The organism is Microbacter sp. GSS18, assembly GCA_029319145.1.
In the GTDB taxonomy this organism is placed as follows: domain Bacteria; phylum Actinomycetota; class Actinomycetes; order Actinomycetales; family Microbacteriaceae; genus Microbacterium.
In genome coordinates, this window is record CP119753.1 from 1,287,144 (window position 1) to 1,310,363 (window position 23,220).

Genomic DNA, 23,220 nt, shown 5'->3' on the forward strand with positions numbered 1-23,220 from the left:
GAGCCGCGCTCAGCGCTCCGGAGAGCCCTCTGAGCGACCCGGAGGCCCCTGAAGGCGGTTTGCTTCACCGGCACGGACACCCCCGCCCGCAGACGAGCGTAGACGCGTACGAGCCCAGCAATCCGCGTTCGTCCCCGCCCAGCAGTCACCGCGCGCCCACGCCCAGCAGTCACGGCGTGCCCACACCCAGCAGTCAGCGCGCCCCCGCACCACGAAAGAGCGCCGGCACGGCCTTCAAGGCCGTGCCGGCGCTCTGCGCGGATCGAGTCGGATCAGCGCGCGAAGTATCCGCGGTAGTACTCGTACACCCAGCCGACGATGGCGACGACGAAGACGGCGAGACCGATCGGGAACATCCACACGCCGACCGCAAGGCCGATGATGCCGAGTGCCGCCGCGAAGGCGAGCACGAGCGGCCACCACGACCACGGGCTGAACTCGCCCAGCTCGGGGTCGCCGTCATCGATGTCGGCGGTCAGCACGTCCTCGGGCAGCTCGCCGCCCTGAGCACCGTGCACACGACCCACGTAGAACGCGATCAGAGCGCCCATGAGAGCCGTGAAGAGCAACGCGATGGAGCCGACCCACTCGATCGAGAGGGTGAAGGTCTCCCACCAGCCCATGCCCGGCTCGGCCACGGTGCCCCAGTGGGTCACGAGGTTCCAGACGGTGTAGATGACGAAGACGACGAAGAAGAACCCCGTCAGGAGCCACCAGAGACCGGTGTTGGTGCGCACTTACTTGTCCTTTCCGTCCGCGGCGGCCATCGCATGCACGGGCTCGGGAGCCGCCTCCGGGTGGTTGAGGTCGAACGCGGGGCGCTCGCTGCGGATGCGCGGGATCGACGTGAAGTTGTGACGCGGCGGCGGGCAGGACGTCGCCCACTCGAGCGACGCGCCGTAGCCCCACGGGTCGTTGACGGTGACCTTGGCGCCCTTGCGCGACGTGATCCAGACGTTGAACAGGAACGGGATCATCGAAGCGCCCAGGATGATGGCACCCACCGTCGACAGCTGGTTCTGCCACGTCCAGCCGTCGGCCGCGGAGTAGTCCGCGTACCGGCGGACCATGCCGTCCACGCCGAGCCAGTGCTGGATGAGGAACGTCATATGGAAGCCGATGAACAGCATCCAGAAGTGGACGTACCCGAGGCGCTCGTTGAGCATGCGCCCCGTCCACTTCGGCCACCAGAAGTAGAAGCCCGCGAACATCGCGAACACCACGGTCCCGAAGATGACGTAGTGGAAGTGCGCCACGACGAAGTAGGAGTCCGACGTGTGGAACGTCAGGGGCGGCGACGCGAGGATGACGCCGGTCAGACCACCGAAGACGAACGACACGAGGAAGCCGAGCGAGAAGACCATCGGCGTCTCGAACGTCACCGAACCTCGCCACATGGTGCCGATCCAGTTGAAGATCTTCACACCCGTGGGCACCGCGATGAGCATCGTCATGAGCGCGAAGTACGGCAGCAGCACCGCGCCGGTGACGTACATGTGGTGCGCCCACACCGCGACAGACAGGGCCGCGATCGCGATCGTCGCGTACACCAGGGTCTTGTAGCCGAAGATCGGCTTGCGGCTGAAGACCGGCATGACCTCCGAGATGATGCCGAAGAACGGCAGCGCGATGATGTAGACCTCGGGGTGTCCGAAGAACCAGAAGAGGTGCTGCCACAGCAGGACTCCGCCGTTGGCCGGGTCGTAGATGTGGGCGCCGAGCACGCGGTCGGCGGCGGCGGCGAGGATCGCGGCGGCGAGCACGGGGAACGCCATCAGGATCAGGATGCTGGTGACGAGCGTGTTCCACGAGAAGATCGGCATCCGCCACATCGTCATGCCGGGAGCACGCATCGTGATGATGGTCGTGATGAAGTTCACGGCACCGAGGATCGTGCCGAAACCGCTCATACCGAGGCCGAGCATCCACAGATTGCCGCCGACTCCTGGTGAGAACGACGCATTCGCGAGTGGCTGATACGCGAACCAGCCGAACGCCGCCGCACCCTGCGGGGTGAGGAAGCCGGCGACGGCGATGGTCGAGCCGAAGAGGAAGAGCCAGAAGGCGAAGGCGTTCAGACGCGGGAAGGCCACATCGGGCGCACCGATCTGCAGGGGCAGGATCGCGTTGGCGAAGCCCGCGAACAGCGGCGTCGCGAACATCAGCAGCATGATCGTGCCGTGCATCGTGAACAGCTGGTTGTACTGCTCCTTGGTCGGGATGACCTGCATGCCCGGCTCGAACAGCTCGGCCCGGATGATCAGCGCCATGACGCCGCCGATCATGAAGAACAGCACCGAGGCGATGAGGTACATGTACCCGATCGTCTTGTGGTCAGTGGAGGTGATCCACTTGACGATGATGTTGCCCTTCTGCTCGACACGCGAAGAGCTGAGCAGCGCGGCCTGACGCGGCGGGAGCGTCGTCGGCCGACCGGAGGACTTCTCCTCGAGCGGAAGCGTCGTCGCCATGATCACTCGTCTCCTTCGGAGGTTGCACCCGTACCGGGCAGGTTCTGAAGACGGTCGTACTCGGCGTCGACCGTTCCGGTCTGGCCGGCGGCGGCGAGGTCGGCGAGGTGAGCCTCGTACTCCGCCTCGCTCACGACCTTCACGTCGAAGAGCATCATCGAGTGGTACTGGCCGCACAGCTCGGCGCACTTGCCGGCGTACTCGCCCTCGCGGGTGGGCGTGAAGGACCAGTAGTTGTCCTTGCCGATGTACATGTCCTTCTTGTAGAGGAAGTCCACGATCCAGAAGGAGTGGATCACGTCACGCGACTGCAGCTTGATCTGCACCGTCTTGTCGACCGGCAGGTACAGGGTCGGCAGGTCCGAGATGATGTTGCCCTCGGCGTCGGTCTGGGCCTGGACGCCCATGTCGTAGACCGTGTCGGCGTCGCTATCGCCGTTGTACTGGAAGTCCCACGACCACTGCTTGCCGATCGCCGTGATCGACACATCCGGGTCGTCGTACTGCGTCTCGAGGATCACCTGGTCGCGCGCCGTGAAGGCGAAGAAACCGACCACGAGGATCAGGGGCACGATCGTGTAGAAGATCTCGATCGGCATGTTGTAGCGCAGCTGCACCGGCAGGCCGGACTGCCCGCGGCGACGACGATAGGCGATCGCCGCCCAGCCCATGAGGCCCCACGTGACCACGCCCACGACGAGCAGCACGATCCAGGAGTTCGTCCACAGACCCGACACCATCTCGGTGCGGTTGGTCGTCGGCGCGGCGCCCTCTTCGAAGCCGGGCAGGTACCCGTTCAGCTCCGTCGGCGTGCAGCCGGCGAGGACGAGAGCCGCGGAGATCCCGACAGGGACGAAGCCCCAGCGGACAAGGCGTTTCGAGGGCACGGGCGCACCTTTCCAGTTTCGAAATGTGACTTCCGTCAGTCTAGGGCAACCTCCCACGCTATTCAGGCCAACTGCCCAGGTTGAGTCGCGCCGAGTTGCACGAGAAAACGGCCCGGACCGCGCACTTTGCGCAGTCCGGGCCGTTGAAGACGAATCGTCTCAGTGGAAGCTGTCGCCGCAGGCGCAGCTTCCGGCCGCGTTGGGGTTGTCGATCGTGAAACCCTGCTCCGAGATCGTGTCCTTGAAGTCGATCGTCGCGCCGTCGAGGTACGGAACGCTCATGTCGTCGACGATGACCTCGACGCCCTCGAAGTCGGCGGTCTTGTCGCCGTCGAGGTACCGCTCGTCGAAGTAGAGCTGGTAGATCAGGCCGCTGCAGCCTCCCGGCTGAACGGCGACCCGCAGGCGCAGGTCGTCGCGTCCCTCCTGCTCGAGCAGGTTCTTGACCTTGAGCGCTGCGGCGTCGGTCAGGACGACGCCGTGCTCGCGGACGGACGTGTCGGTCGTCGTGGCGGTGTCGGTCATGGCACTCCTCCGGATGGGCCGCGGGCGCGGCGGTTGCGCTCGATTCTACGCCCGCGGCATCCGGGAAGGCTCCGATGGGCGGATCAGTCTCCGAGAACGCGCGCGTCGAGCTTCTCCAGCAGCAGCGCCTCCGCGGCGAGGGCGTTGCGGAACGTCTCCAGGTGGAGCGACTCGTTGGGGCTGTGGGCCCGCGCGTGCGGGTCCTCGACCCCGGTGACGAGGATCTGAGCGCCGGGGAACTCGCGCACCAGATCAGCGATGAACGGGATCGAGCCGCCCACGCCCATGTCCACCGGATCGACGCCGTACGCCGTCGAGAGCGCGTCGCGCGCGTCCGACACCGCCCACCCGCTGGTGTCCACGAGGAACGGGTTGCCGAAGTCCTGGTCGAAGAACTCCACCTCCGCCCCGAACGGCGCGTTCGCGCGCAGGTGCGCCTCCAGCGCCGCATAGGCGTCACGGGCGTCCTGGCCCGGAGCGACACGGGCGCTGATGACCACCGTCACTTCGGGGGACAGCGTGTTCGACGCGTTCGCGACGCTCGGCGCGTCGATGCCGGTGACCGTGACCGTCGGCTTGTTCCACACCCGGCTGAGGATCGTCCCGGTGCCGATGGGGCTCACACCGTCCGGAAGACCGGCCTCGTCGCGCAGCGTCGCCTCGGTGTACTCCGGAGTGGCGGCATCCCGCTCGGTCATCCCGGCGACCGCGACCGCTCCCTCCTCGTCCCACAGGGTCGCGAGCATCGTGACCGTCGCCATCATCGCGTCCGGCACGGCGCCGCCGAACATGCCCGAGTGCGACGCGTGCTCGAGCGTGCGCACGCGCATCGTGAAGCGCGTGTTGCCGCGCAGCGACACGGTGAGGGCCGGCGTGCGCGAGTCCCAGTTGCCCGAGTCGGCGACGACGATGACGTCGGCGGCCAGGAGCTCGGCGTTCTCGGCGAGGAACTGCCCGAACGAGCGCGAACCGGCCTCCTCCTCCCCCTCGATGAACAGAGCCACGCCGAGATCGAAGTCGCGCCCGAGGGCCTCGGCGAGAGCGCGCAGCGCGCCGATGTGCACCATGACGCCCGCCTTGTCGTCGGCGGCGCCACGCCCGTACAGGCGGCCGTCGCGGACCGTGGGCTCCCACGGCGCGGATTCCCACACGCCCTCGCCCCCGATCGGCTGAACATCGTGATGCGCGTACAGCAGGATCGTCGGGCGCCCGTTGCGCGGCGCGCGGCGGGCGACGACGGCCGGCATCCCGATCTCGTCGGTTCCGGGGATTCCGGCGCGGCGGATCTCGACCGTCTCGAACAGCTCCGTGCCGCGCACGAGCTCGGCCACCGCCTCGGCACTGCGCTCCACCTCGCCCGGGTCGAACCCGGGGAAGGCCACGGACGGGATGCGCACCAGCGAACCCAGATCGGACAGTGCAGCGGGGATGCCGGCAGCCGCCGCTGCACGCACAGCGGACTGTCGGGAGTGCTCAGATGTCATGCGGGTAATCTTAAGTGCTCCGAAATTTCCGCACTCTGCGAGGTTCTCCCGTGTCCAAGACCCCTTCCACCCCCGCGCCGAACGACGCCGACGCCGTTCAGAACCCGTCGGGCAAGGGACGTCCGACCCCCTCCCGTGCCGAGCAGGAGGCCGCGCGCAAGCGCCCCCTCGTGGCCGATACGAAGGAGGCCAAGGCCCGCGCCAAGGCCGAGATGGCCGCCAAGCGCGAGAAGGCCCGCGTCGGCATGGCCGAGGGCGACCAGCGCTACCTTCCTGCCCGCGACCAGGGACCGCAGCGCAAGTTCGTCCGCGACTGGGTCGACTCCGGCTGGCACCTGGGCGAGGCCGTGATGCCCGCGATGATCCTGGTGATCCTGGCGACGTTCGTCCCGGTCCCCGAAGTGCAGTTCTACTCGTTCGTCGCGCTGTGGGCGTTCATCTTCTTCGTCATCGGAGACATGATCGTCACCTCGATCAGCGTCAAGCGCGCCGCCAAGGCGAAGTTCGGCGCCGAGCGCGTCGAGAAGGGCCTCGGCTGGTACGCCGCGATGCGCACGATCCAGATGCGCTTCCTGCGCCTGCCGAAGCCTCAGGTCAAGCGCGGCCAGCGCCCCGCGTGAGGCCCCGGCTGATCTGACGCGCCCACAGCGGGCCGCGGTACAGGAACCCGGTGTACCCCTGTGTCAGGTCGGCCCCCGCCGCCAGGCGCTCGCGAACATCGTCGGCGGTCTCGACGCCCCCGGCCGAGATGATGCAGAAGCCCTCCGGAACGACGGCGCGCACGAGCTTGAGCACCTCGATCGAGCGCGCCTTCAGCGGAGCGCCGGACAGACCGCCCGCGCCGGCCGCGTCGACGACCGCGGGGTCGGTGCTCAGCCCGTCGCGCGCGATCGTGGTGTTGGTGGCGACGAGGCCGGCCAGCCCCAGATCGACGGCGAGGCGCGCGATCGCCTGGACCTCGTCGTCGGAGAGGTCCGGCGCGATCTTCACCAGCAGCGGCGTCGATCCCGCGGCGTCGCGCACCGCCTCCAGCAGCGGGCGGAGCGTCTCGACGGCCTGCAGCCCGCGCAGTCCGGGGGTGTTGGGCGATGACACGTTGACGACCAGGTAGTCCGCCAGAGGGGCCAGCAGGCTCGCGCTGCCGACGTAGTCGGCGGTCGCCTCGGAGACGTCCACCACGCGGCTCTTGCCGATGTTCACCCCGATGACGGTGCGGCGGGAGCGCCGCCGCAGCTTCGTCAGGCGTTCGGCGGCGGCCGCGGCCCCGCGGTTGTTGAAGCCCATGCGGTTGACCACGGCGCGATCGGGGATCAGCCGGAACAGGCGCGGCTTGGGGTTCCCCTCCTGCGGGATGGCCGTGAGGGTCCCCACCTCGACGTGGCCGAAGCCCAGGGCGTAGAGTCCCGCGACGCCCACGGCGTCCTTGTCGAAACCGGCTGCGACGCCGAAGGGCGAGTCGAATTCCAGGCCCAGCGCGCGCGTGCGCAGCGACGGGTCGGGCTTGGTGAGCGCCCGGGCGGCGAACGAGAAGGGCGGGATGCCCAGCAGGCGGATGACGATCATGGCCGCGTGATGGGCGACCTCGGGATCCATGTGCGAGAGCACATTCCGGAACAGGAAGGGATACATCCCTTCCAGGCTAGTCGTCGACGCGCTCGCTCTGAGACGCGCGATCGGCGTGGTCGACGCGGAGCTGGGCGATCGACGCCTCGAAATCCTCGAGCGAGTCGAACGCCTGATACACGCTCGCGAAGCGCAGGTAGGCGACCTCGTCCAGTTCGCGCAGCGGGCCGAGGATCGCCAGCCCGATCTCGTTGGTGTCGATCTGCGAGACGCCGGTCTGACGCACGACCTCCTCGACCGTCTGGGCGAGCATCGCGAGGTCGGCGTCGGTCACCGGGCGCCCCTGGCAGGCCTTGCGCACCCCCGCCATGACCTTGTCGCGGCTGAACGGCTCGACGACGCCCGAGCGCTTGGTGACGTTGAGGCTGGCGGTCTCGATCGTCGAGAACCGGCCGCCGCACTCCGGGCACTGGCGACGGCGACGGATGCTGAGCCCGTCGTCGCTGGTGCGGGAGTCGATGACCCGGGAATCGGGGTGACGGCAGAACGGGCAGTGCATGGGACCGACAGACTACACGTCGAAGCGGGCCTCGACGGCCTCGCCGTGCGCCGGCAGCTCCTCGGCCCGCGCGAGCGTGACGATCGCGTCCCGCACGTCGGCCAGTGCCGCGTGGTCGTACTCGATGACCTGCTGCGGACGCAGGAACGTCGAGGCCGACAGCCCGGCCGCGTAGCGGGCCTGACCGCCGGTGGGCAGCACGTGATTGCTGCCGGCCAGGTAGTCGCCGAGACTCACCGGCGAGTCGGCTCCGACGAAGACGGCGCCCGCGTGGACGAAGTCCTCGGGACGCGCGTCGGCCAGGTGCAGCTCGAGGTGCTCGGGCGCGTAGGCGTTGCTGAAGGCGGTCGCGGCGTCGAGGTCGTCCACCAGCACGGTCGCCGACTGCGGACCCGACAGTGCCGTCGCCACGCGCTGCGCGTGGCGCGTCAGGGGGGCGCGCACCTCGAGCTCGCGCGCGACGTCGTCGGCGAGCTCCGTGGAATCGGTCACGAGCACCGACGAGGCCTGCTCGTCGTGCTCGGCCTGGCTGATGAGGTCGGCGGCGACGAGCCTCGCATCGGCGCTGTCGTCGGCGACGATGAGGATCTCCGTCGCCCCCGCCTCGGCGTCGGTGCCCACGAGCCCGGCGACGGCGCGCTTGGCGGCCGCGACGAAGTTGTTGCCGGGGCCGGTCACGACGTCGACGGGGTCCAGCCCGAGCGACGCGACGCCGTGGGCGAAGGCGCCGATCGCGCCCGCACCGCCCATGGCGTAGACCTCATCGACACCGAGCAGGCGCGCGGCCGCGAGGATCACGGGGTGGACGCGCCCGTCGTGCTCGCGCTGGGGCGGCGACGCCAGCGACACCTCGCTCACCCCCGCGACCTGCGCAGGGACGACGTTCATCACGACGCTCGAGGGATAGACCGCCTTGCCGCCGGGCACGTAGAGTCCCACGCGACGCACCGGCTGCCAGCGCTGGACGACGCGCGCGCCGGGACCCAGCACGGTCTCCGCGGGCGGCGGGACCTGGGCGGCGGATGCGGCGCGCACGCGGACGATGGCCTCCTCGAGGGCGGCACGCACGTCCGGCTCGAGCGCGGCCAGGGCCTCGTCGAGGTGCTGCGCCGGCACGCGCACGGCGTGGCCGCTCACACCGTCGAAGCGCTCGGCCTGCTCGCGCAGGGCGGTCTCGCCGCGAGCGGCGACATCGGCGACGATCGCGGCAGCGGTCGCGAGGGCGTCGGCGCGCGCCGCGGTCGCTCGCGGCACGGTCGCGAGCAGTTCCGCCGGCGACAGCGTGCGTCCGCGCAGATCGATGGTGCGAAGCATCCGACTACGGTATCGCGGCGCGGCTCGGAGTCAGCCGCGTGTGACGTCCGAGACGTCGTGCAGGTAGCCGATGCGACCGTCCTCGTGACGCACGACGAACGACTCGCCGCGGTCCTCGATCACCAGCGCCCAGGCCGTTGGCCCGATGCGGAACAGCGTGATGCCGACCTCGTCGACGATCTCGCGCTCTTCGGGGACGAGGGCCCAGAAGGCCTGATGACGCGTCGGCTGCGGCTGCTCGACCGGCTCGAACGTGTCGCGCGACTGCTCCGGCGTCAGTGCATCGGCATCCGCCTCGGTGTCGGCCGGGGTCTCGGCCGCCGGCGGCGCGGCGGTCGGCGCGATGTCGACCGCCGTGTCGTCGTCGGCGGGCTCGGCGGCCGGTGCGGCCACGGGCGCCGCGACCGGCGCGGGACGGGCCGTGATGGCACGGACGGGACGCGCGTTGCGGTGCGCGGTCGTCGCCGGCCGCCCCAGGAAGTCCTGGTCGAACGGGGCGATGTACGGCGCGAACACGGTCAGGAGCGTGCCGGCGAGCATGAGGAAGAACTCGACCCATACGACCCAGGTCGCCAGGAACACGCGGCTCGAGGCGAGCGTGATGAACGAGCTCCAGATTGTCGAGAGCCACACGACGGTGGAGACCGAGAACGCCACCGAGGCGAACTGGTCGATGCCCAGCGAACCCACTCGGCGGATGCCGTCGGGCGAGAGCCGCCGCAGGCCGATGAGGAAGACGGCCGCGGTGGGCACGCCGATCGTCAGCACCCAGTCGATGCCGTTGCCCCACACCGACGGGCCTGCGCCGATCGCGCCGATCACGGGGAAGAAGGAGACGACGAACGCGGCGAGCCAGATGCCGCCGAGCGCGACCTCGCGGATAGAGAACGGCCCCACGCCGTACTGCGGAGCCTCTTCGGGGTCGCCGGCGACGGCGGGCTCCTCGGCGGTCTGCGACGCGGGGGGCGCGACCGGGTCGTCTACGGTCTCGGGGGTCTTGTCAAGCTGGTCGTCGCTCACAGTTTTCCTTCCCGGCCGCACGCTCGCGGCCCGCTGGACGATGATACCCACGCGTGATGAGACGCAGATGAGATCAGCCGAGGCATTGCGGCCCCAGCAGCCCCTTCAGCTCGCCGTACAGATCGGCGGTGACGTTCACGGGCAGGGGGACTTCGAAGATCTTCGCCGACGCGCCGCGGTGGAGCCGCAGCGTGACCTCGGTGTCGCCGCTGTGACGGGTGAGCACGTGGGCCAGTTCGGTGATGACGCGCTCGGTCGCGCGGCTCTCGGGAACCGTCAGCGACAGCGGCCCGGACGTCTCGAGCGTGCCGAGGTCGGGCGAGAACGCCGACTGCGCGTGCAGGTTCATGCCGTCGTCGCGGCGCGACACGCGGCCGCGGACGACGAGGATCGAGTCGGCCTGCAGCATCGACGCGAACTCCGTATACGTCTTGCCCATGAACATCACGGTGATCTCGCCGTCGAAGTCCTCGACGGTGATCATGCCGTACGGGTTGCCGCTGGACTTCGCGACGCGATGCTGCACGCTCGTGACCAGGCCCGCGATGGTCACCTGGGCGCCGTCCTCGATGTCCTCCGACGCGAGCAGATCATGGATGCTCGTCGACGCGTGCTTGGCGAGTGGGATCTCCAAGCCCGCGAGCGGGTGGTCCGACACGTAGAGCCCGAGCATCTCGCGCTCGAACGCGAGCTTGTCCTTCTTCGTCCACTCGGGACGCTCGGGAACCTGCGGCGGCTGGACCTCGTCGGCTTCGTACAGGCTGTCGAAGTCGAAGCCGATCGCGCCCGTGGCCTCGTTCCGCTTGATGTCGACGGCCGCTTCGACGGCGTCCTCGTGGATCTCGAGCAGGGCGCGCCGCGTGCTGCCCATGGAGTCGAACGCCCCCGCCTTGATGAGGGACTCCACGGTGCGCTTGTTCGCCACGTGCAGCGGCACCTTGGCCAGGAAGTCGTGGAAGGCGGTGAAGGGCTCCTTCTCGCGCGAGCGGACGATCCCGTCGACCACGTTGGCGCCGACGTTGCGCACGGCGCCCAGCCCGAAGCGGATGTCGTCGCCGACGGCCGCGAAGTAGCGGATGGACTCCCCCACGTCGGGCGGGAGCACCTTGATGCCCATGCGGCGGCACTCGTTGAGGTAGACCGCCATCTTGTCCTTCGAGTCGCCGACGCTCGTGAGCAGCGCCGCCATGTACTCGGCGGGATAGTGGGCCTTGAGGTACGCCGTCCAGTACGACACCAGTCCGTACGCGGCCGAGTGCGCCTTGTTGAACGCGTAGTCCGAGAACGGCAGCAGGATGTCCCACAGCGCCTTGATCGCGCCGTCGCCGTACCCGCGCTCCTTCATGCCGCCGGCGAAGCCCTCGTACTGCTTGTCCAGCTCGGACTTCTTCTTCTTGCCCATCGCGCGGCGGAGGATGTCGGCTTGACCGAGCGAGAAGCCCGCGACCTTCTGCGCGATCGCCATCACCTGCTCCTGATAGATGATCAGGCCGTAGCTGATGTCGAGGATGTCCTTGAGGGGCTCCGCGAGCTCGGGATGGATCGGCGTGACGTCCTGCTGGCCGTTCTTGCGCAGCGCGTAGTTGATGTGCGAGTTCGCGCCCATGGGTCCGGGGCGGTACAGCGCGATGACGGCCGAGACGTCCTCGAAGTTGTCGGGCTTCATGAGGCGCAGCAGCGACCGCATCGGTCCGCCGTCGAGCTGGAAGACGCCGAGCGTGTCGCCGCGGGTCAGCAGCTCGTACGCGCCGCGATCGTCGAGTTCGAGATGCTCGAGGTCGAGCTCCTCCCCCCGGTTCATGCGGATGTTGTCGAGCGCGTCCGAGATGATCGTGAGGTTGCGCAGCCCCAGGAAGTCCATCTTGATGAGGCCGAGCGCCTCGCACGACGGGTAGTCGAACTGGGTGACGATCTGGCCGTCCTGCTCGCGGCGCATGATCGGGATGACATCCAGCAGCGGCTCGCTGGACATGATGACGCCGGCCGCATGCACGCCCCACTGGCGCTTGAGCCCCTCGAGCCCGAGCGCACGGTCGAAGACGGTCTTGGCCTCGGCGTCGGTGTCGATGAGCGCGCGGAACTCGCTGGCCTCCTTGAACCGGGGGTGCTCCTTGTCGTACATGCCGCTCAGCGGCATGTCCTTGCCCATCACCGCCGGCGGCATCGCCTTGGTGAGCTTCTCGCCCATGCTGAACGGGAATCCGAGCACGCGTCCGGCGTCCTTGAGCGCCTGCTTGGACTTGATCGTGCCGTAGGTGACGATCTGCGCCACGCGCTCGGAGCCGTACTTGCCGGTGACGTAGTCGATCACCTCGCTGCGGCGGCGGTCGTCGAAGTCGACGTCGAAGTCGGGCATCGACACGCGATCGGGGTTGAGGAACCGCTCGAAGATCAGCCCGTGCTCGAGCGGGTCGAGGTCGGTGATGCGCATCGCGTACGCGACCATCGATCCCGCGCCCGAGCCTCGGCCAGGACCCACGCGGATGCCGTTGTCCTTGGCCCAGTTGATGAAGTCGGCGACGACGAGGAAGTAGCCGGGGAACCCCATCTGCAGGATGATCCCGGTCTCGTACTCGGCCTGCTTGCGGACCTTGTCGGGGATGCCGCCCGGGTACCGGTAGTGCAGCCCCTTCTCGACCTCTTTGATCAGCCAGCTGTCCTCGGTCTCGCCGTCGGGCACCGGGAAGCGCGGCATGTAGTTCGCGGCGGTGTCGAACTCGACCTCGCAGCGCTCGGCGATCAGCAGCGTGTTGTCGCACGCCTCGGGGTGCTCGCGGAAGATCTGCCGCATCTCCTGCGCGGTCTTGATGTAGTAGCCGTCGCCGTCGAACTTGAAGCGGTTCGGGTCGTCGAGAGTGGACCCGGACTGGACGCAGAGCAGGGCCGCGTGCGCGTCGGCCTCGTGCTGGTGGGTGTAGTGCGAGTCGTTCGTGGCGACGAGCGGGATGTCGAGGTCCTTCGCCAGGCGCAGCAGGTCGGTCATGACGCGGCGCTCGATCGAGAGGCCGTGGTCCATGATCTCGGCGAAGTAGTTCTCCTTGCCGAAGATGTCCTGGAACTCGGCCGCCGCCGCGCGCGCGGCGTCGTACTGGCCCAGGCGCAGTCGCGTCTGCACCTCGCCCGACGGGCAGCCGGTCGTGGCGATGAGCCCCTTGCCGTAGGTCTCGAGCAGCTCGCGGTCCATGCGGGGCTTGAAGTAGTAGCCCTCGATGCTCGAGAGCGAGCTGAGCCGGAAGAGGTTGTGCATTCCCTCGGTGCTCTGGCTCCACATCGTCATGTGGGTGTACGCGCCCGCGCCCGACACGTCGTCGCTCTTCTGCTCGGGCGTGCCCCACGAGACGCGCGACTTGTCGCTGCGGTGCGTGCCGGGCGTGACGTACGACTCGAGCCCGATGATGGGCTTGACGCCGGCGGAGCGGGCCGCGTTGTAGAACTCGAATGCCGCGAAGGTGTTGCCGTGGTCGGTGACGGCGATCGCAGGCATGCCGTAGTCGGCCGCCGCCTGGGTCATCGCGCCGATCTTGGCGGCTCCGTCGAGCATCGAGTACTCGCTGTGCACGTGCAGGTGAACGAAGGAGTCGGATGCCACGCAACGAGTCTACGAACGCGCACCGACACCGCGACCGGCATCGCCGCGGTTCGGCGGACCGGATGCCGATTCACCTCACGTTCGAGTTCACGGTGAAGGTGGCCGGATCTCGGACGCGCTCAGAAGTCCTCGTCGAGCGCGTACTGCCGCTGCCACGACGCCGGCCGGTCGACACCGAGCGCGTAGAGGTAGCGGATCAGCTGGCCGTGGTGCTGCGTCTCGTGCTCGAGCAGTGCGAGGGCGTACGTCAGCGACTCCTCGTCGTCGGCGGGGAGTCCGGCCACCCACGCGTCGACGTCGGACGCCGTCGCCTCGAACGCCGCGCGCAGCGCGCCGGCATCCGTCGTCTCGGCCGCCGTGACGGGACTCGTGAAGCCCTCCCACCGTCCGGCCCGCGCCGCGCGCACGTAGCTCTCGCGCGCGCCCAGCACGCACCACAGCTGGTGTCCGGCGGTGTCGGAGGGCAGTCCGGGCAGGCGCGAGGCGAGCCCGTCGGGGCCGAGCGCGTCGACGAGGTCGAGGTACAGCTCGTTCGCGCGCGCGAAGCGGCGCCGCAGGATGTCGTTCACGGCCCCACCGTATTGCCCCTCGGGGCGGGATCGCTCGCCTCGGCTCTAGAGTTGGACCCGTGCCGACACCCGACTTCGTGCTCGAACTGCGCCGCCACATCGGAACCATGCCCCTGCCGCTGGCGGGCGTGACGGCGGTCGTGGTGCGCGGCGACGAGGTGCTGCTCGGACGCCGCTCCGACAACGGCGCGCTCACGCCGATCACCGGGATCGTGGATCCGGGCGAGGAGCCCGCCGACGCGGCGGTGCGCGAGGCGCTCGAAGAGGCGGGAGTCCGCATCCGCGCCGATCGGCTCTGCTGGGTCCACCAGATCCCGCGCGTGACCTATGACAACGGCGACCAGAGCGACTACCTCGATCTCACCTTCCGGTGCACGTGGGTCGACGGCGACCCGTATCCCGCCGACGGCGAGATGACCGAGGTCGGCTGGTATCCGCTCGCCGATCTCAGCGGCGTCGGCGACGAGATGCGCGCGCGCATCGGTGCGGCGCTCGTACCCGGCGAGGCCGCGCGCTTCGAGGGCGGCGCGGCGCCGGCGTGATTCAGGCCTCGCCGCGCAGCACCGCGAGGGCGTGGGCGAGGTCGTCCGGATAGTCGGACGTGAAGGTGACCCACTCGCCCGTCGCCGGGTGCGCGAACGCCAGCTCGTGCGCGTGGAGCCATTGCCGCGTCAGGCCCAGCTTCGCCGACATCGTGGGGTCGGCGCCGTAGAGCGGGTCGCCGACGCACGGGTGGCGATGCGCGGCCATGTGCACGCGGATCTGGTGCGTGCGGCCGGTCTCGAGGTGGATCTCGAGCAGCGAGGCGCCCGGGAACGCCTCGAGCGTCTCGTAGTGGGTCACGGAGTCCTTGCCGGAGGGCGTGACGGCGAACTTCCACGGGTGGGACGGATGCCGGCCGATCGGCGCGTCGATCGTGCCGGCCAGCGGGTCGGGGTGTCCCTGCACGACGGCGTGGTAGATCTTGTCGACCTCGCGCTCCTTGAACGCGCGCTTGAGCGCGACGTAGGCGCGCTCGGACTTCGCCACGACCATGAGCCCGCTCGTGCCCACGTCGAGCCGGTGCACGACGCCCTGGCGCTCGGCGGCCCCGCTGGTGGCGATGCGGTACCCCGCCGCCGCGAGGGCACCGAGCACCGTCGGGCCCTCCCAGCCGATCGAGGGATGCGCCGCGACGCCCGACGGCTTGTCCACCACGACGATGTCGTCGTCGTCGTGGACGATCCCGAGGTCGGGAACTGCGACGGGGACGACCGTGGGCTCCTCCTTGGGCCGCCACTGCACCTCGAGCCACGCACCGCTGCGCAGGCGGTCGGACTTGCCGAGCTCACGGCCGTCCATGCGGATGCCGCCGGCATCGGCCACGTCGGCGGCGAAGGTGCGCGAGAAGCCGAGCATCTTCGCCAGCGCCGCATCCACGCGCGCTCCGTCGAGCCCGTCGGGGACGGGAAGGCTGCGTGACTCCACGGCGTCAGTCCCGCCCGGCAGGCGTGTCGCCGTCCGCGGCGTCCGCCGGCGCGCTCTCGCCGTCGTCGCCGGGCGCGGAGCCGTCGGCGTTCTCGTCCACGACGTCGGCGTCGGCGGCCTCGCGCTGCTCGCGCGATCCGTCGAAGCCGATGCCGACCAGCACGAGCACGGCGACACCGACCATCATCGACACGATGAAGATGTCGGCGACGTTGTAGATCGCCGGCATCATCCACGGCGTGTGGATGAAGTCGACGACGTGCCCCACGGGGAAGCCGGGCTCACGGAAGACGCGGTCGGTGAGGTTGCCCAGAACGCCGCCCAGCAGCAGCCCCAGGGCGACCGACCACAGCCGCGATCGCACGCGCGTGATGGCGAGCACGACGATCAGCACGGCAACGGCGGCCAGCGCCAGCGTGAACAGCCACGTGACGCTCTCGCCGAGCGAGAAGGCCGCGCCGGGGTTCTTGACGAGGTAGAAGACGAGGAAGTCGCCCAGCACGGGAACCTGCTGCTCCAGCGGAAGGTTCTCGAGGGCGAGGTACTTCGTGAACTGGTCGGCGGCCAGCACCGTCACCGCGAGGACCGCGATGATGATGCTGGCCGCCGCCCGACTCAGGGGGGTCCGGCCTGGCAAGAACCCGTCCTACAGACCGATGGCCGAGACCGGCGTGGCGCCCGACGTCGTGCCCGTGGTCTCGAGGTCGCGGAGCTTGCCCTCGATGTAGCTGCGCAGCTGCGACCGGTAGTCGCGCTCGAAGTTGCGCAGCTCGGTGATGCGCGACTCGAGGCCCGAGCGCTCCCGCTCGAGCTTGGCGACCTCTTCGCGGTGCCGCGTCTCGGCGTCGGAGATGATCGCGGCGGCCTGCGTCTGGGCCTCGCTGATCAGCTGGTCGTGCTTGGCGCGTCCCTCGGCGACATGCTCGTCGTGGAGGCGCTGGGCCAGCTCGATGATGCCGGCGCTGGCCACCGGTCCGTCGCCGGTCATCGCCGGAGCGGCCGCGGGTGCGGGCGCCGGAGCCGGCTCCGGAGCGGCCGCGGCGGGCGCGCCGCCGGACTCGTACGCGGCGAGCTTGGACTTGAGCTCCTCGTTCTCGGCGAGGGCCTTGCGCCACTCGACGACGATCTCGTCCAGGAAGTCGTCGACCTCATCGGGGTCGAAGCCCTCCTTGAAGCGGACGTGCTGGAACTGCTTGGTGACGACGTCATCGGGGGTCAAAGCCATGGTCATACCTCTTTCGAGCGCTCAGGTCGCTGGGCCGATGTCGGGTCCCGTGCGCTCGATGCGCCGGGTCGTTCCTAGAAATCATAGCCGCGGCTCCGGGGAGTGTCGAAGGATGAGCCGCGTGTGCGTCGCACCTCGCCGCGGGCACGGCGTCATGACGCCAGGGAGCGCGTGATGCTGAGCAGGATGAACACCGCCAGCATGGTCAGCGCGAAACCGAAGTCGATCGCGATCGGACCGACCCGCAGCGGCGGGATGAAGCGCCGGAACAGCTTGATCGGAGGATCGGTGACCGTGTACACGATCTCAGCGGCGACCAGTCCCGCGCCGCGCGGGCGCCATTCGCGATTGAAGAAGGGCACCCATTCGAGCACCAGTCTGGCGAACAGCACGAACACATAGATGAGGAGGGCGAAATTCAGGATCGCCGCGATCAGCCGGAGGACGTCCACGTATCAAGTCTGAGGGAAAGGAACAGCTTCCGGGTCGGCCTGGGCCACTGCGCCGTCGCCGGAGACGGCCACATTCTCAGGAGAGAGCAGGAAGACCTTGCTCGTGACGCGCTCGATGCGGCCGTACAGACCGAGCGACAGACCGCTCGCGAAGTCGATCAGGCGGCGCGCGTCGGCGTCGCTCATCTGCGACAGGTTGATGATCACGGGGATGCCGTCGCGGAAGTTCTCGGCGATGACCTGGGCGTCCCGGTACTGCTTGGGGTGGACCGTCAGGATCTCGCTGATCGCCGAGGGCGCCGGCTGACGGACGACGGCGGGCCGGTGGATCGGCGTCACGGGCGCGGGCTTGTCCATGGACTTCTCCTTCCGTGCGGCCGGCTGCGCCGCAGGCTCGTCGTAGATCTCCTCTTCGTCGGCGAGACCCAGGTAGACCATGGTCTTCTTCAAAGGGTTGGACATGGCATCCTCCGTCGTGCTCATCTGTTCCGAGGCTAACGGCGCTCGGGCCGCGGGCCGGTGATTGCGGACCCGATCCGCAGGTGTGTCGCGCCGGCGGCGATGGCCTCGCGGAAGTCGGCGGACATGCCCGCCGACATCCAGTCCGCATCCGGGACGACGCGCCGCAGCCGCTGCGCGTAGCCCGCCAGGCGCTCGAAAGCCGGCGCGGCGGGCTCGCCCAGCGGCGCGACCGACATGATCCCCCGCAGGCGCAGCGTGCCGCACCCGGCGACGTGCTCTGCGAGGCCCTCGATCCCCTCGGGCGCGACGCCGCCCCGGCCGGGGTCGTCGGTCAGGTTGACCTGGATGAGGACGTCCAGCGGCGGCTCGCCGTCCGTGGCGACCCGATCCAGCGCATCGGCGACACGGTCGCGGTCCACCGAGTGGACGACGGATGCCGCCTGGCGCACCGCCCGCGCCTTCTTGGTCTGCAGCTGCCCGACGAAGTGCCAGCGCAGCTCGGTGAGCCCGCCCAGCAGCGCCGCCTTCTCGGTCAGCTCCTGCTGGCGGTTCTCCCCCGCATCGCGCACCCCGAGCCGGTACAGCTCCTCCACGAGGCTCGGTGGGTGGAACTTCGTGATGACGATGCGCGTGATCGTCTCGGGATCGCGTCCCGCAGACCGCGCCGCGCCCGCGATGGACGTGTCGACCTCGAGGAGACGGGTGGCGAGATCGGTGTCCACGCGGGCGGTGCGCTTTCGTGCTTACTTGAGGAAGTCGGGGATGTCGAGGTCGTCGTCGCCGAATGCCGAGTCGTAGGCGGAGTCCGACCCCGCGCCGACGCTCACCGACACCGGCTCGGCGTCCGCGGCGATCTCCTTCGCGGAGGTGCCGCCGGTCGCCGCGGCCTCGTCGGCCGATGCGTCCGGCACCGCCGGCGGGGTGACCACGCGCGCGGCGGCCATCGGCTCGATGCGCGTCTGCGGCTCGCCGCCGTCGAAGCCCGCGGCGATGACCGTGACGCGCACCTCGTCACCGAGGGTGTCGTCGATGACGGTCCCGAAGATGATGTTCGCCTCGGGGTGCGCGGCCTCCTTGACCAGCTGCGCGGCGTCGTTGATCTCGAAGATGCCGAGGTTCGAGCCGCCCTGGATCGACAGCAGGACGCCGTGCGCGCCTTCGATCGACGCTTCCAGCAGGGGCGATTCGACCGCGAGTTCGGCGGCCTTGATCGCCCGGTCCGCCCCGCGGGCGGACCCTATGCCCATCAGGGCGGAGCCCGCCCCCTGCATCACGGACTTCACGTCGGCGAAGTCGAGGTTGATGAGCCCTGGCGTCGTGATGAGGTCGGTGATGCCCTGCACACCGGCGAGGAGCACCTGGTCGGCGGTGGCGAACGCCTCGATCATCGAGATGCCGCGGTCGCTGATCTCCAGCAGCCGGTCGTTCGGCACGACGATGAGGGTGTCGACCTCTTCCTTCAGACGGGACACGCCCGCCTCGGCCTGGCTCTGACGGCGCCGGCCCTCGAACGAGAACGGCTTGGTGACCACGCCGATCGTCAGGGCGCCGATCGACTTCGCGATCTTCGCGACCACGGGCGCCCCGCCGGTGCCGGTGCCGCCGCCCTCGCCCGCCGTGACGAAGACCATGTCGGCCCCGCGCAGGGCCTCCTCGATCTCCTCGGCGTGGTCCTCGGCGGCGCGTCGACCCACCTCGGGGTCGGCTCCCGCGCCGAGTCCGCGCGTGAGTTCGCGCCCGACGTCCAGCTTGACGTCGGCGTCGCTCATGAGCAGCGCCTGCGCGTCGGTGTTGATCGCGATGAACTCGACGCCGCGAAGGCCGAGCTCGATCATGCGATTGACGGCGTTGACTCCGCCACCACCCACGCCGACCACCTTGATCACGGCGAGGTAGTTCTGATTCTGGCTCATGCCGGCCTCCGTCTCCCGAACCCGAAACCTTAAACCTCTAGTAGAGGTATAAAGAATTGCTCGGTATGCAATTCCTGAGTCGAAGGTACGTGGCCGCGTCCTCGCACACCGGAGCGTCGTGGGCGTGTCGCGACAAACTGCCGCGCGTCACCGGATCACGATGGCGTCCGGCGAGGACACGTCGTAGACGCTGACCTCCGCCGCAGGCCGCGCCTGCATGGCCGTCTCGAGCACGAGGGCCTTCATCGCGGACTGCTCGGCGCTGCCCCACACGACCGCGGTGTTCGTTCCGCCCAGGGTCAGCGTGACGTCGTCGGGGGTCGAGGCCGCGACGGCCGTGACGCGGTCGCGGATGCCGTCGGGCAGCGAGCGCATCACCTGGCCGATCGCCTCGAACGCCGTCGACGCGGTGCCGCCGGTGACGGTGATCACCGGCACGCCCGCCGTCGGCTGCTCGGTCGTCGAAAGCGCCACGCCCGCGGCGTCCACGAGCGTGTAGCCGGCCGCCGAGCGGATCAGGCCGACCGGGGTGCGCTCGACGATGCGGACCACGAGCTCGTGCGGCGGCCGCGCCTCGAGCGCATACGACTCCACCAGCGGGAACGTCACGAGGGCGGCCTTGACCGCGCTCTCGTCGACGAGCGGCAGGGGCGTGCCCAGCTGGCTGCCGAGCGCAGCCTCGACGTCGCCCGCGTCGAGGGCATCCGTCCCCACGACCGTGATCGCCTCGACGGCGAACAGCGGGCTGTAGGCGGCCCCGGTCGTCCCGGCGGCGACGAGGACGACGGACGCCGCCGCGCCGATCCACAGCATCCGCCGCCGGCGCTGCCGCACCGTGAACCGCCGGACCTCGCCGCGCAGCGCGCGACGACGGGCGCGGGCCGCGCGCCACACGTCGCGCCACCCGATGCTCTCGCCCCCCGCAGCGTCGGAGGACGCACCGTCGCCGGATGCGGTCCTCTCGCGCGGCAGCGGGGTCGGTGCCGTCATCGGGATGACCGGCGCGAGGTCGGCCTCGGCCGCCGGCCGCCGATCGGCGGACGGCTGCTCCGCGGCATCGCCGTCCGGCCTCGGCGTCGATCCGTCGCCCGCCGACGCACGCGGCCTGCCGCCGGGCGGGGGCAGCGGCGCGGGCCGTCGCATGCGGTGCTACTCCCCCGCGTCCGGGCGCGCGAGCGCCTCGAGCACCTGCGGGATGATCTGGTAGACGTTCCCGCAGCCGAGCGTGATGACGTAGTCGCCGGCCCGAGCGACCGAGGCGGTGTAGTCCGCGGCCTGCTGCCAATCGGCGACGAAGTGCACGTGGGACGGGTCGGCGAACGCGCCGCTGACCAGTTCGCCGGTCACGCCGGGCACGGGGTCCTCGCGCGCCCCGTACACGTCGAGCATCACCGTGTGGTCGGCGTGCTGCTCGAGCACGTCGGCGAACTCGCGGTACATCTCCTGCGTGCGCGAGTACGTGTGCGGCTGCTGGATCGCGATGATACGGCCCTCGCCGACGACGGTGCGGGCGGCCGAGAGCGCCGCGGCGACCTCGGTCGGGTGGTGGGCGTAGTCGTCGTAGACGCTCACGCCCCGCTCCACGCCGTGCAGCTCGAAGCGGCGGATCGTGCCGGTGAACTCCTCCACGGCGCGCACCGCGGGCTCGAGCGCGAATCCGAGGGTGAGGAGCACCGCGACCGCGCCGGTGGCGTTCACGGCGTTGTGGCGCCCCGGGATCGGCAGCCGAGCGGTGACCGTCCGGCCGCCGTGCGCGACGGTGAACGACACCGGACCGTCGGTGCGGATGTCCCCGACGCGCACGTCGGCGCCGCCTGCCTCGCCGAACGTCACGACGCGTCGGTGGCTGAGCATGGCGGTCACGCGCTGCGCGCCCGGATCGTCGGCCGAGATGACGACGGCCTCGGAGGCCTCGTCGCCGAAGCGCACGAACGCCTCGTAGAACGCCTCGCGCGTCCCCCAGTGGTCGAGGTGGTCGGGGTCGACGTTGGTGATGAGGGCGATGGCGGTGTCGTACAGGAGGAAGGTGCCGTCGGACTCGTCGGCCTCGATCACGACGAGGTCGTCGGAGCCGGTGCCGCTGGAGGCGCCCAGCTGGGCGATCACTCCGCCGTTGACGAACGTGGGGTCCACGTCGAGCCCGCGCAGAGCGGTCACGATCATGCCCGTCGACGTCGTCTTGCCGTGGGCGCCCGCGACCGACACGAGTCGCCGGCCCCCGATCAGCCAGTGGAGGGCCTGCGAGCGGTGGATGACGTGCAGGCCGCGCTCCTTGGCGAGGACGAACTCGGGGTTCCCGGGCCAGATCGCGCCGGTGTGCACGACGGTGTCGACGTCGTCGGGGAGGTTCGCGGCGTCGTGGCCGACCGAGACGGTCGCTCCGCGGGCGGCGAGATCGCGCAGGGCCGCGCTGTCGGCGCGGTCCGAGCCCGAGACGCGGATGCCGCGGTCGAGGAACATGCGGGCCAGTCCCGACATCCCCGAGCCGCCGATGCCGATGAAGTGCGCGGCCCGGATGTCGTCGGGGATGGGGAGCGAGAGGTCGGGTCTGATCATTGCCCGACAATCCTAGATCGGCGCGTGCGCGCCAGGCTCCCGGCGCGCTGGGAGCGGCGTGCGCTCACCCGTGCTCGGCGACGACGTGGTCGATCATCGCGATCAGGTTCTCCGACCCCGACCGCGTCCCCACGTGCGCCGCGGCGTCGCGCATCGCATCGCGCCGCGCCGTGTCGGCCAGCAGGGGGACGATCCCGGCGCGCACGCGGTCGCCGGTGAACTCGGCGTCCGGGATCAGGATCGCCGCGCCCGCCTCGACCGCCGACGCCGCGTTGAGCGCCTGCTCGCCGTTCCCGACGGCGTACGGGACGTAGACGGCGGGGATCCCCAGTGCGCTGATCTCCGACACCGTCGCCGCGCCGGAGCGCGACACGATGAAGTCCGCGAGCGAGAACGCCAGATCCATGCGGTCGATGTAGCGGCGCACGGCGTAGCCGGGCACCTGCGGATCCTCGAGCTCGGAGCGCTCGCCCGTGACGTGCAGCAGCTGCCACCCCGCGGCCAGCACATCGCGCCACGCCGCATCGTGCCCCTCGCCGAACGCCTCGTTGAGCCGCTTCGCGCCGAGGGACCCGCCGAACACCAGCAGCGTCGGACGGTCCGGCTCGAGGCCGAAGTGCTCCGCCGCCTCCGCACGCAGCCCGGCGCGATCCAGGTCGACGATCTCGCGGCGCAGCGGCATGCCGACCACGTGCGACCGCTTGAGGGGCGTGCCGGGGAAGGCGACGCCGACGCCCGCCGCCACGCGCGCGCCCAGGACGTTGGCGAGCCCCGGGCGTGCGTTGGCCTCGTGCACGACGATCGGGACCCGGGCGCGGCGCGCGGCCACGTAGGCGGGCGCGGAGGCATAGCCGCCGAAGCCGACCACGACGTCCACGCCGCGCTCGGCCAGGTGGGCGCGCACCTGGCCCACCGCGCGACGGAAGCGTCCGGGGAAGGCGGCGGCCGCACGATCGGGTCGTCGCGGGAACGGCACCTTGTCGACGATCAGCAGCTCGTAGCCGCGTGCCGGCACCAGCCGGGCCTCGAGGCCCTCGGCCGTGCCGAGCACGAGCACGTCCGCCTCGGGATCGCGCGCCCGCAGGGCATCGGCCACGGCCAGCAGCGGGTTCACATGTCCGGCGGTGCCGCCTCCGGCCAGCAGGTACGTCGTCACTCAGGCGA

23 protein-coding genes are annotated in these 23,220 nt (G+C 70.1%); 2 read left to right on the plus strand and 21 right to left on the minus strand.

Annotation, left to right across the window (positions count from 1 at the left end):
* Positions 1-272: 272 nt before the first annotated feature.
* From P0L94_06075 to P0L94_06095, 5 genes are all read right to left on the minus strand, one after another.
* Positions 273-737, minus strand: coding sequence for a cytochrome c oxidase subunit 4 (locus P0L94_06075; protein ID WES65634.1), 465 nt, complete (start codon positions 735-737; stop codon positions 273-275).
* Complete coding sequence (gene ctaD / locus P0L94_06080; GenBank protein ID WES65635.1) at positions 738-2,471, minus strand: cytochrome c oxidase subunit I; 1,734 nt, start codon at positions 2,469-2,471, stop codon at positions 738-740.
* A gap of 2 nt (positions 2,472-2,473) precedes the next feature.
* Positions 2,474-3,358, minus strand: coding sequence for a cytochrome c oxidase subunit II (gene coxB, locus P0L94_06085; GenBank protein ID WES65636.1), 885 nt, complete (start codon positions 3,356-3,358; stop codon positions 2,474-2,476).
* Between the two features lie 159 nt (positions 3,359-3,517).
* Positions 3,518-3,883 (minus strand): iron-sulfur cluster assembly accessory protein, encoded by a 366-nt coding sequence (locus tag P0L94_06090; GenBank protein ID WES65637.1) that lies wholly within the window; start codon positions 3,881-3,883, stop codon positions 3,518-3,520.
* An 83-nt stretch (positions 3,884-3,966) separates the two neighbouring features.
* Entirely contained in the window at positions 3,967-5,367 is a 1,401-nt protein-coding gene (locus tag P0L94_06095) for a dipeptidase (GenBank protein ID WES65638.1), read from the minus strand.
* 50 nt (positions 5,368-5,417) lie between these two features.
* Between P0L94_06095 and P0L94_06100 the strand changes: the two genes are divergently transcribed.
* On the plus strand, positions 5,418-5,987 hold the full coding sequence (locus P0L94_06100; protein ID WES65639.1) for a DUF3043 domain-containing protein: 570 nt from the start codon (positions 5,418-5,420) through the stop codon (positions 5,985-5,987).
* Here the strand turns inward: P0L94_06100 and P0L94_06105 are convergent.
* The 6 genes from P0L94_06105 to P0L94_06130 all read right to left on the minus strand — a co-directional run bounded on the left by P0L94_06105 (position 5,962) and on the right by P0L94_06130 (position 13,981).
* Positions 5,962-6,996 carry a quinone-dependent dihydroorotate dehydrogenase gene (locus tag P0L94_06105; GenBank protein ID WES65640.1) on the minus strand — a complete coding sequence of 345 codons (1,035 nt, stop codon included), beginning with the start codon at positions 6,994-6,996 and terminating at the stop codon, positions 5,962-5,964. The genes P0L94_06100 and P0L94_06105 overlap by 26 nt on opposite strands.
* Positions 6,997-7,006: 10 nt before the next feature.
* Positions 7,007-7,489, minus strand: a complete 483-nt coding sequence (nrdR, locus tag P0L94_06110; protein ID WES65641.1) for a transcriptional regulator NrdR — start codon at positions 7,487-7,489, stop codon at positions 7,007-7,009.
* Between the two features lie 12 nt (positions 7,490-7,501).
* Positions 7,502-8,803 (minus strand): histidinol dehydrogenase, encoded by a 1,302-nt coding sequence (gene hisD, locus P0L94_06115; GenBank protein WES65642.1) that lies wholly within the window; start codon positions 8,801-8,803, stop codon positions 7,502-7,504.
* Between the two features lie 30 nt (positions 8,804-8,833).
* Complete coding sequence (locus P0L94_06120) at positions 8,834-9,823, minus strand: hypothetical protein (GenBank protein WES65643.1); 990 nt, start codon at positions 9,821-9,823, stop codon at positions 8,834-8,836.
* A gap of 73 nt (positions 9,824-9,896) precedes the next feature.
* Positions 9,897-13,412, minus strand: coding sequence for a DNA polymerase III subunit alpha (dnaE, locus tag P0L94_06125; GenBank protein WES65644.1), 3,516 nt, complete (start codon positions 13,410-13,412; stop codon positions 9,897-9,899).
* A gap of 119 nt (positions 13,413-13,531) precedes the next feature.
* Entirely contained in the window at positions 13,532-13,981 is a 450-nt protein-coding gene (locus tag P0L94_06130; protein ID WES65645.1) for a hypothetical protein, read from the minus strand.
* A 59-nt stretch (positions 13,982-14,040) separates the two neighbouring features.
* Between P0L94_06130 and P0L94_06135 the strand changes: the two genes are divergently transcribed.
* Complete coding sequence (locus P0L94_06135) at positions 14,041-14,523, plus strand: NUDIX domain-containing protein (protein ID WES65646.1); 483 nt, start codon at positions 14,041-14,043, stop codon at positions 14,521-14,523.
* Position 14,524: 1 nt separating this feature from the next.
* Here P0L94_06135 and P0L94_06140 read toward each other — a convergent pair whose 3' ends face one another.
* From P0L94_06140 to P0L94_06185, 10 genes are all read right to left on the minus strand, one after another.
* Positions 14,525-15,448, minus strand: a complete 924-nt coding sequence (locus P0L94_06140; GenBank protein ID WES65647.1) for an RluA family pseudouridine synthase — start codon at positions 15,446-15,448, stop codon at positions 14,525-14,527.
* 4 nt (positions 15,449-15,452) lie between these two features.
* Positions 15,453-16,085: a signal peptidase II gene (lspA, locus tag P0L94_06145; GenBank protein ID WES65648.1), complete on the minus strand. Its 633-nt coding sequence runs from the start codon at positions 16,083-16,085 to the stop codon at positions 15,453-15,455.
* Positions 16,086-16,094: 9 nt separating this feature from the next.
* Positions 16,095-16,673 carry a DivIVA domain-containing protein gene (locus P0L94_06150; protein WES65649.1) on the minus strand — a complete coding sequence of 193 codons (579 nt, stop codon included), beginning with the start codon at positions 16,671-16,673 and terminating at the stop codon, positions 16,095-16,097.
* 152 nt (positions 16,674-16,825) lie between these two features.
* Entirely contained in the window at positions 16,826-17,125 is a 300-nt protein-coding gene (locus tag P0L94_06155) for a YggT family protein (GenBank protein WES65650.1), read from the minus strand.
* A gap of 3 nt (positions 17,126-17,128) precedes the next feature.
* Positions 17,129-17,608 (minus strand): cell division protein SepF, encoded by a 480-nt coding sequence (gene sepF, locus P0L94_06160; GenBank protein ID WES65651.1) that lies wholly within the window; start codon positions 17,606-17,608, stop codon positions 17,129-17,131.
* An 11-nt stretch (positions 17,609-17,619) separates the two neighbouring features.
* Positions 17,620-18,309 (minus strand): YggS family pyridoxal phosphate-dependent enzyme, encoded by a 690-nt coding sequence (locus P0L94_06165; protein ID WES65652.1) that lies wholly within the window; start codon positions 18,307-18,309, stop codon positions 17,620-17,622.
* A gap of 21 nt (positions 18,310-18,330) precedes the next feature.
* Positions 18,331-19,500 (minus strand): cell division protein FtsZ, encoded by a 1,170-nt coding sequence (ftsZ, locus tag P0L94_06170; GenBank protein WES65653.1) that lies wholly within the window; start codon positions 19,498-19,500, stop codon positions 18,331-18,333.
* A gap of 147 nt (positions 19,501-19,647) precedes the next feature.
* Positions 19,648-20,643 carry an FtsQ-type POTRA domain-containing protein gene (locus P0L94_06175; protein ID WES65654.1) on the minus strand — a complete coding sequence of 332 codons (996 nt, stop codon included), beginning with the start codon at positions 20,641-20,643 and terminating at the stop codon, positions 19,648-19,650.
* A gap of 6 nt (positions 20,644-20,649) precedes the next feature.
* A complete protein-coding gene (murC, locus tag P0L94_06180) occupies positions 20,650-22,056 on the minus strand; it encodes a UDP-N-acetylmuramate--L-alanine ligase (GenBank protein WES65655.1) in 1,407 nt (468 codons plus the stop codon).
* A gap of 64 nt (positions 22,057-22,120) precedes the next feature.
* A complete protein-coding gene (locus P0L94_06185; protein WES65656.1) occupies positions 22,121-23,212 on the minus strand; it encodes a UDP-N-acetylglucosamine--N-acetylmuramyl-(pentapeptide) pyrophosphoryl-undecaprenol N-acetylglucosamine transferase in 1,092 nt (363 codons plus the stop codon).
* Positions 23,213-23,220: the final 8 nt, after the last annotated feature.

Excerpts from the sequence above, each read along its gene's own strand:
- ctaD (WES65635.1), bottom strand. The coding sequence starts at position 2,471 with ATGGCGACGACGCTTCCGCTCGAGGAGAAGTCCTCCGGTCGGCCGACG.
- P0L94_06090 (WES65637.1), bottom strand. The coding sequence starts at position 3,883 with ATGACCGACACCGCCACGACGACCGACACGTCCGTCCGCGAGCACGGC.
- P0L94_06095 (WES65638.1), bottom strand. The coding sequence starts at position 5,367 with ATGACATCTGAGCACTCCCGACAGTCCGCTGTGCGTGCAGCGGCGGCT.
- P0L94_06105 (WES65640.1), bottom strand. The coding sequence starts at position 6,996 with ATGTATCCCTTCCTGTTCCGGAATGTGCTCTCGCACATGGATCCCGAG.
- nrdR (WES65641.1), bottom strand. The coding sequence starts at position 7,489 with ATGCACTGCCCGTTCTGCCGTCACCCCGATTCCCGGGTCATCGACTCC.
- hisD (WES65642.1), bottom strand. The coding sequence starts at position 8,803 with ATGCTTCGCACCATCGATCTGCGCGGACGCACGCTGTCGCCGGCGGAA.
- P0L94_06150 (WES65649.1), bottom strand. The coding sequence starts at position 16,673 with ATGGCTTTGACCCCCGATGACGTCGTCACCAAGCAGTTCCAGCACGTC.
- sepF (WES65651.1), bottom strand. The coding sequence starts at position 17,608 with ATGAGCACGACGGAGGATGCCATGTCCAACCCTTTGAAGAAGACCATG.
- ftsZ (WES65653.1), bottom strand. The coding sequence starts at position 19,500 with ATGAGCCAGAATCAGAACTACCTCGCCGTGATCAAGGTGGTCGGCGTG.
- P0L94_06175 (WES65654.1), bottom strand. The coding sequence starts at position 20,643 with ATGCGACGGCCCGCGCCGCTGCCCCCGCCCGGCGGCAGGCCGCGTGCG.
- murC (WES65655.1), bottom strand. The coding sequence starts at position 22,056 with ATGATCAGACCCGACCTCTCGCTCCCCATCCCCGACGACATCCGGGCC.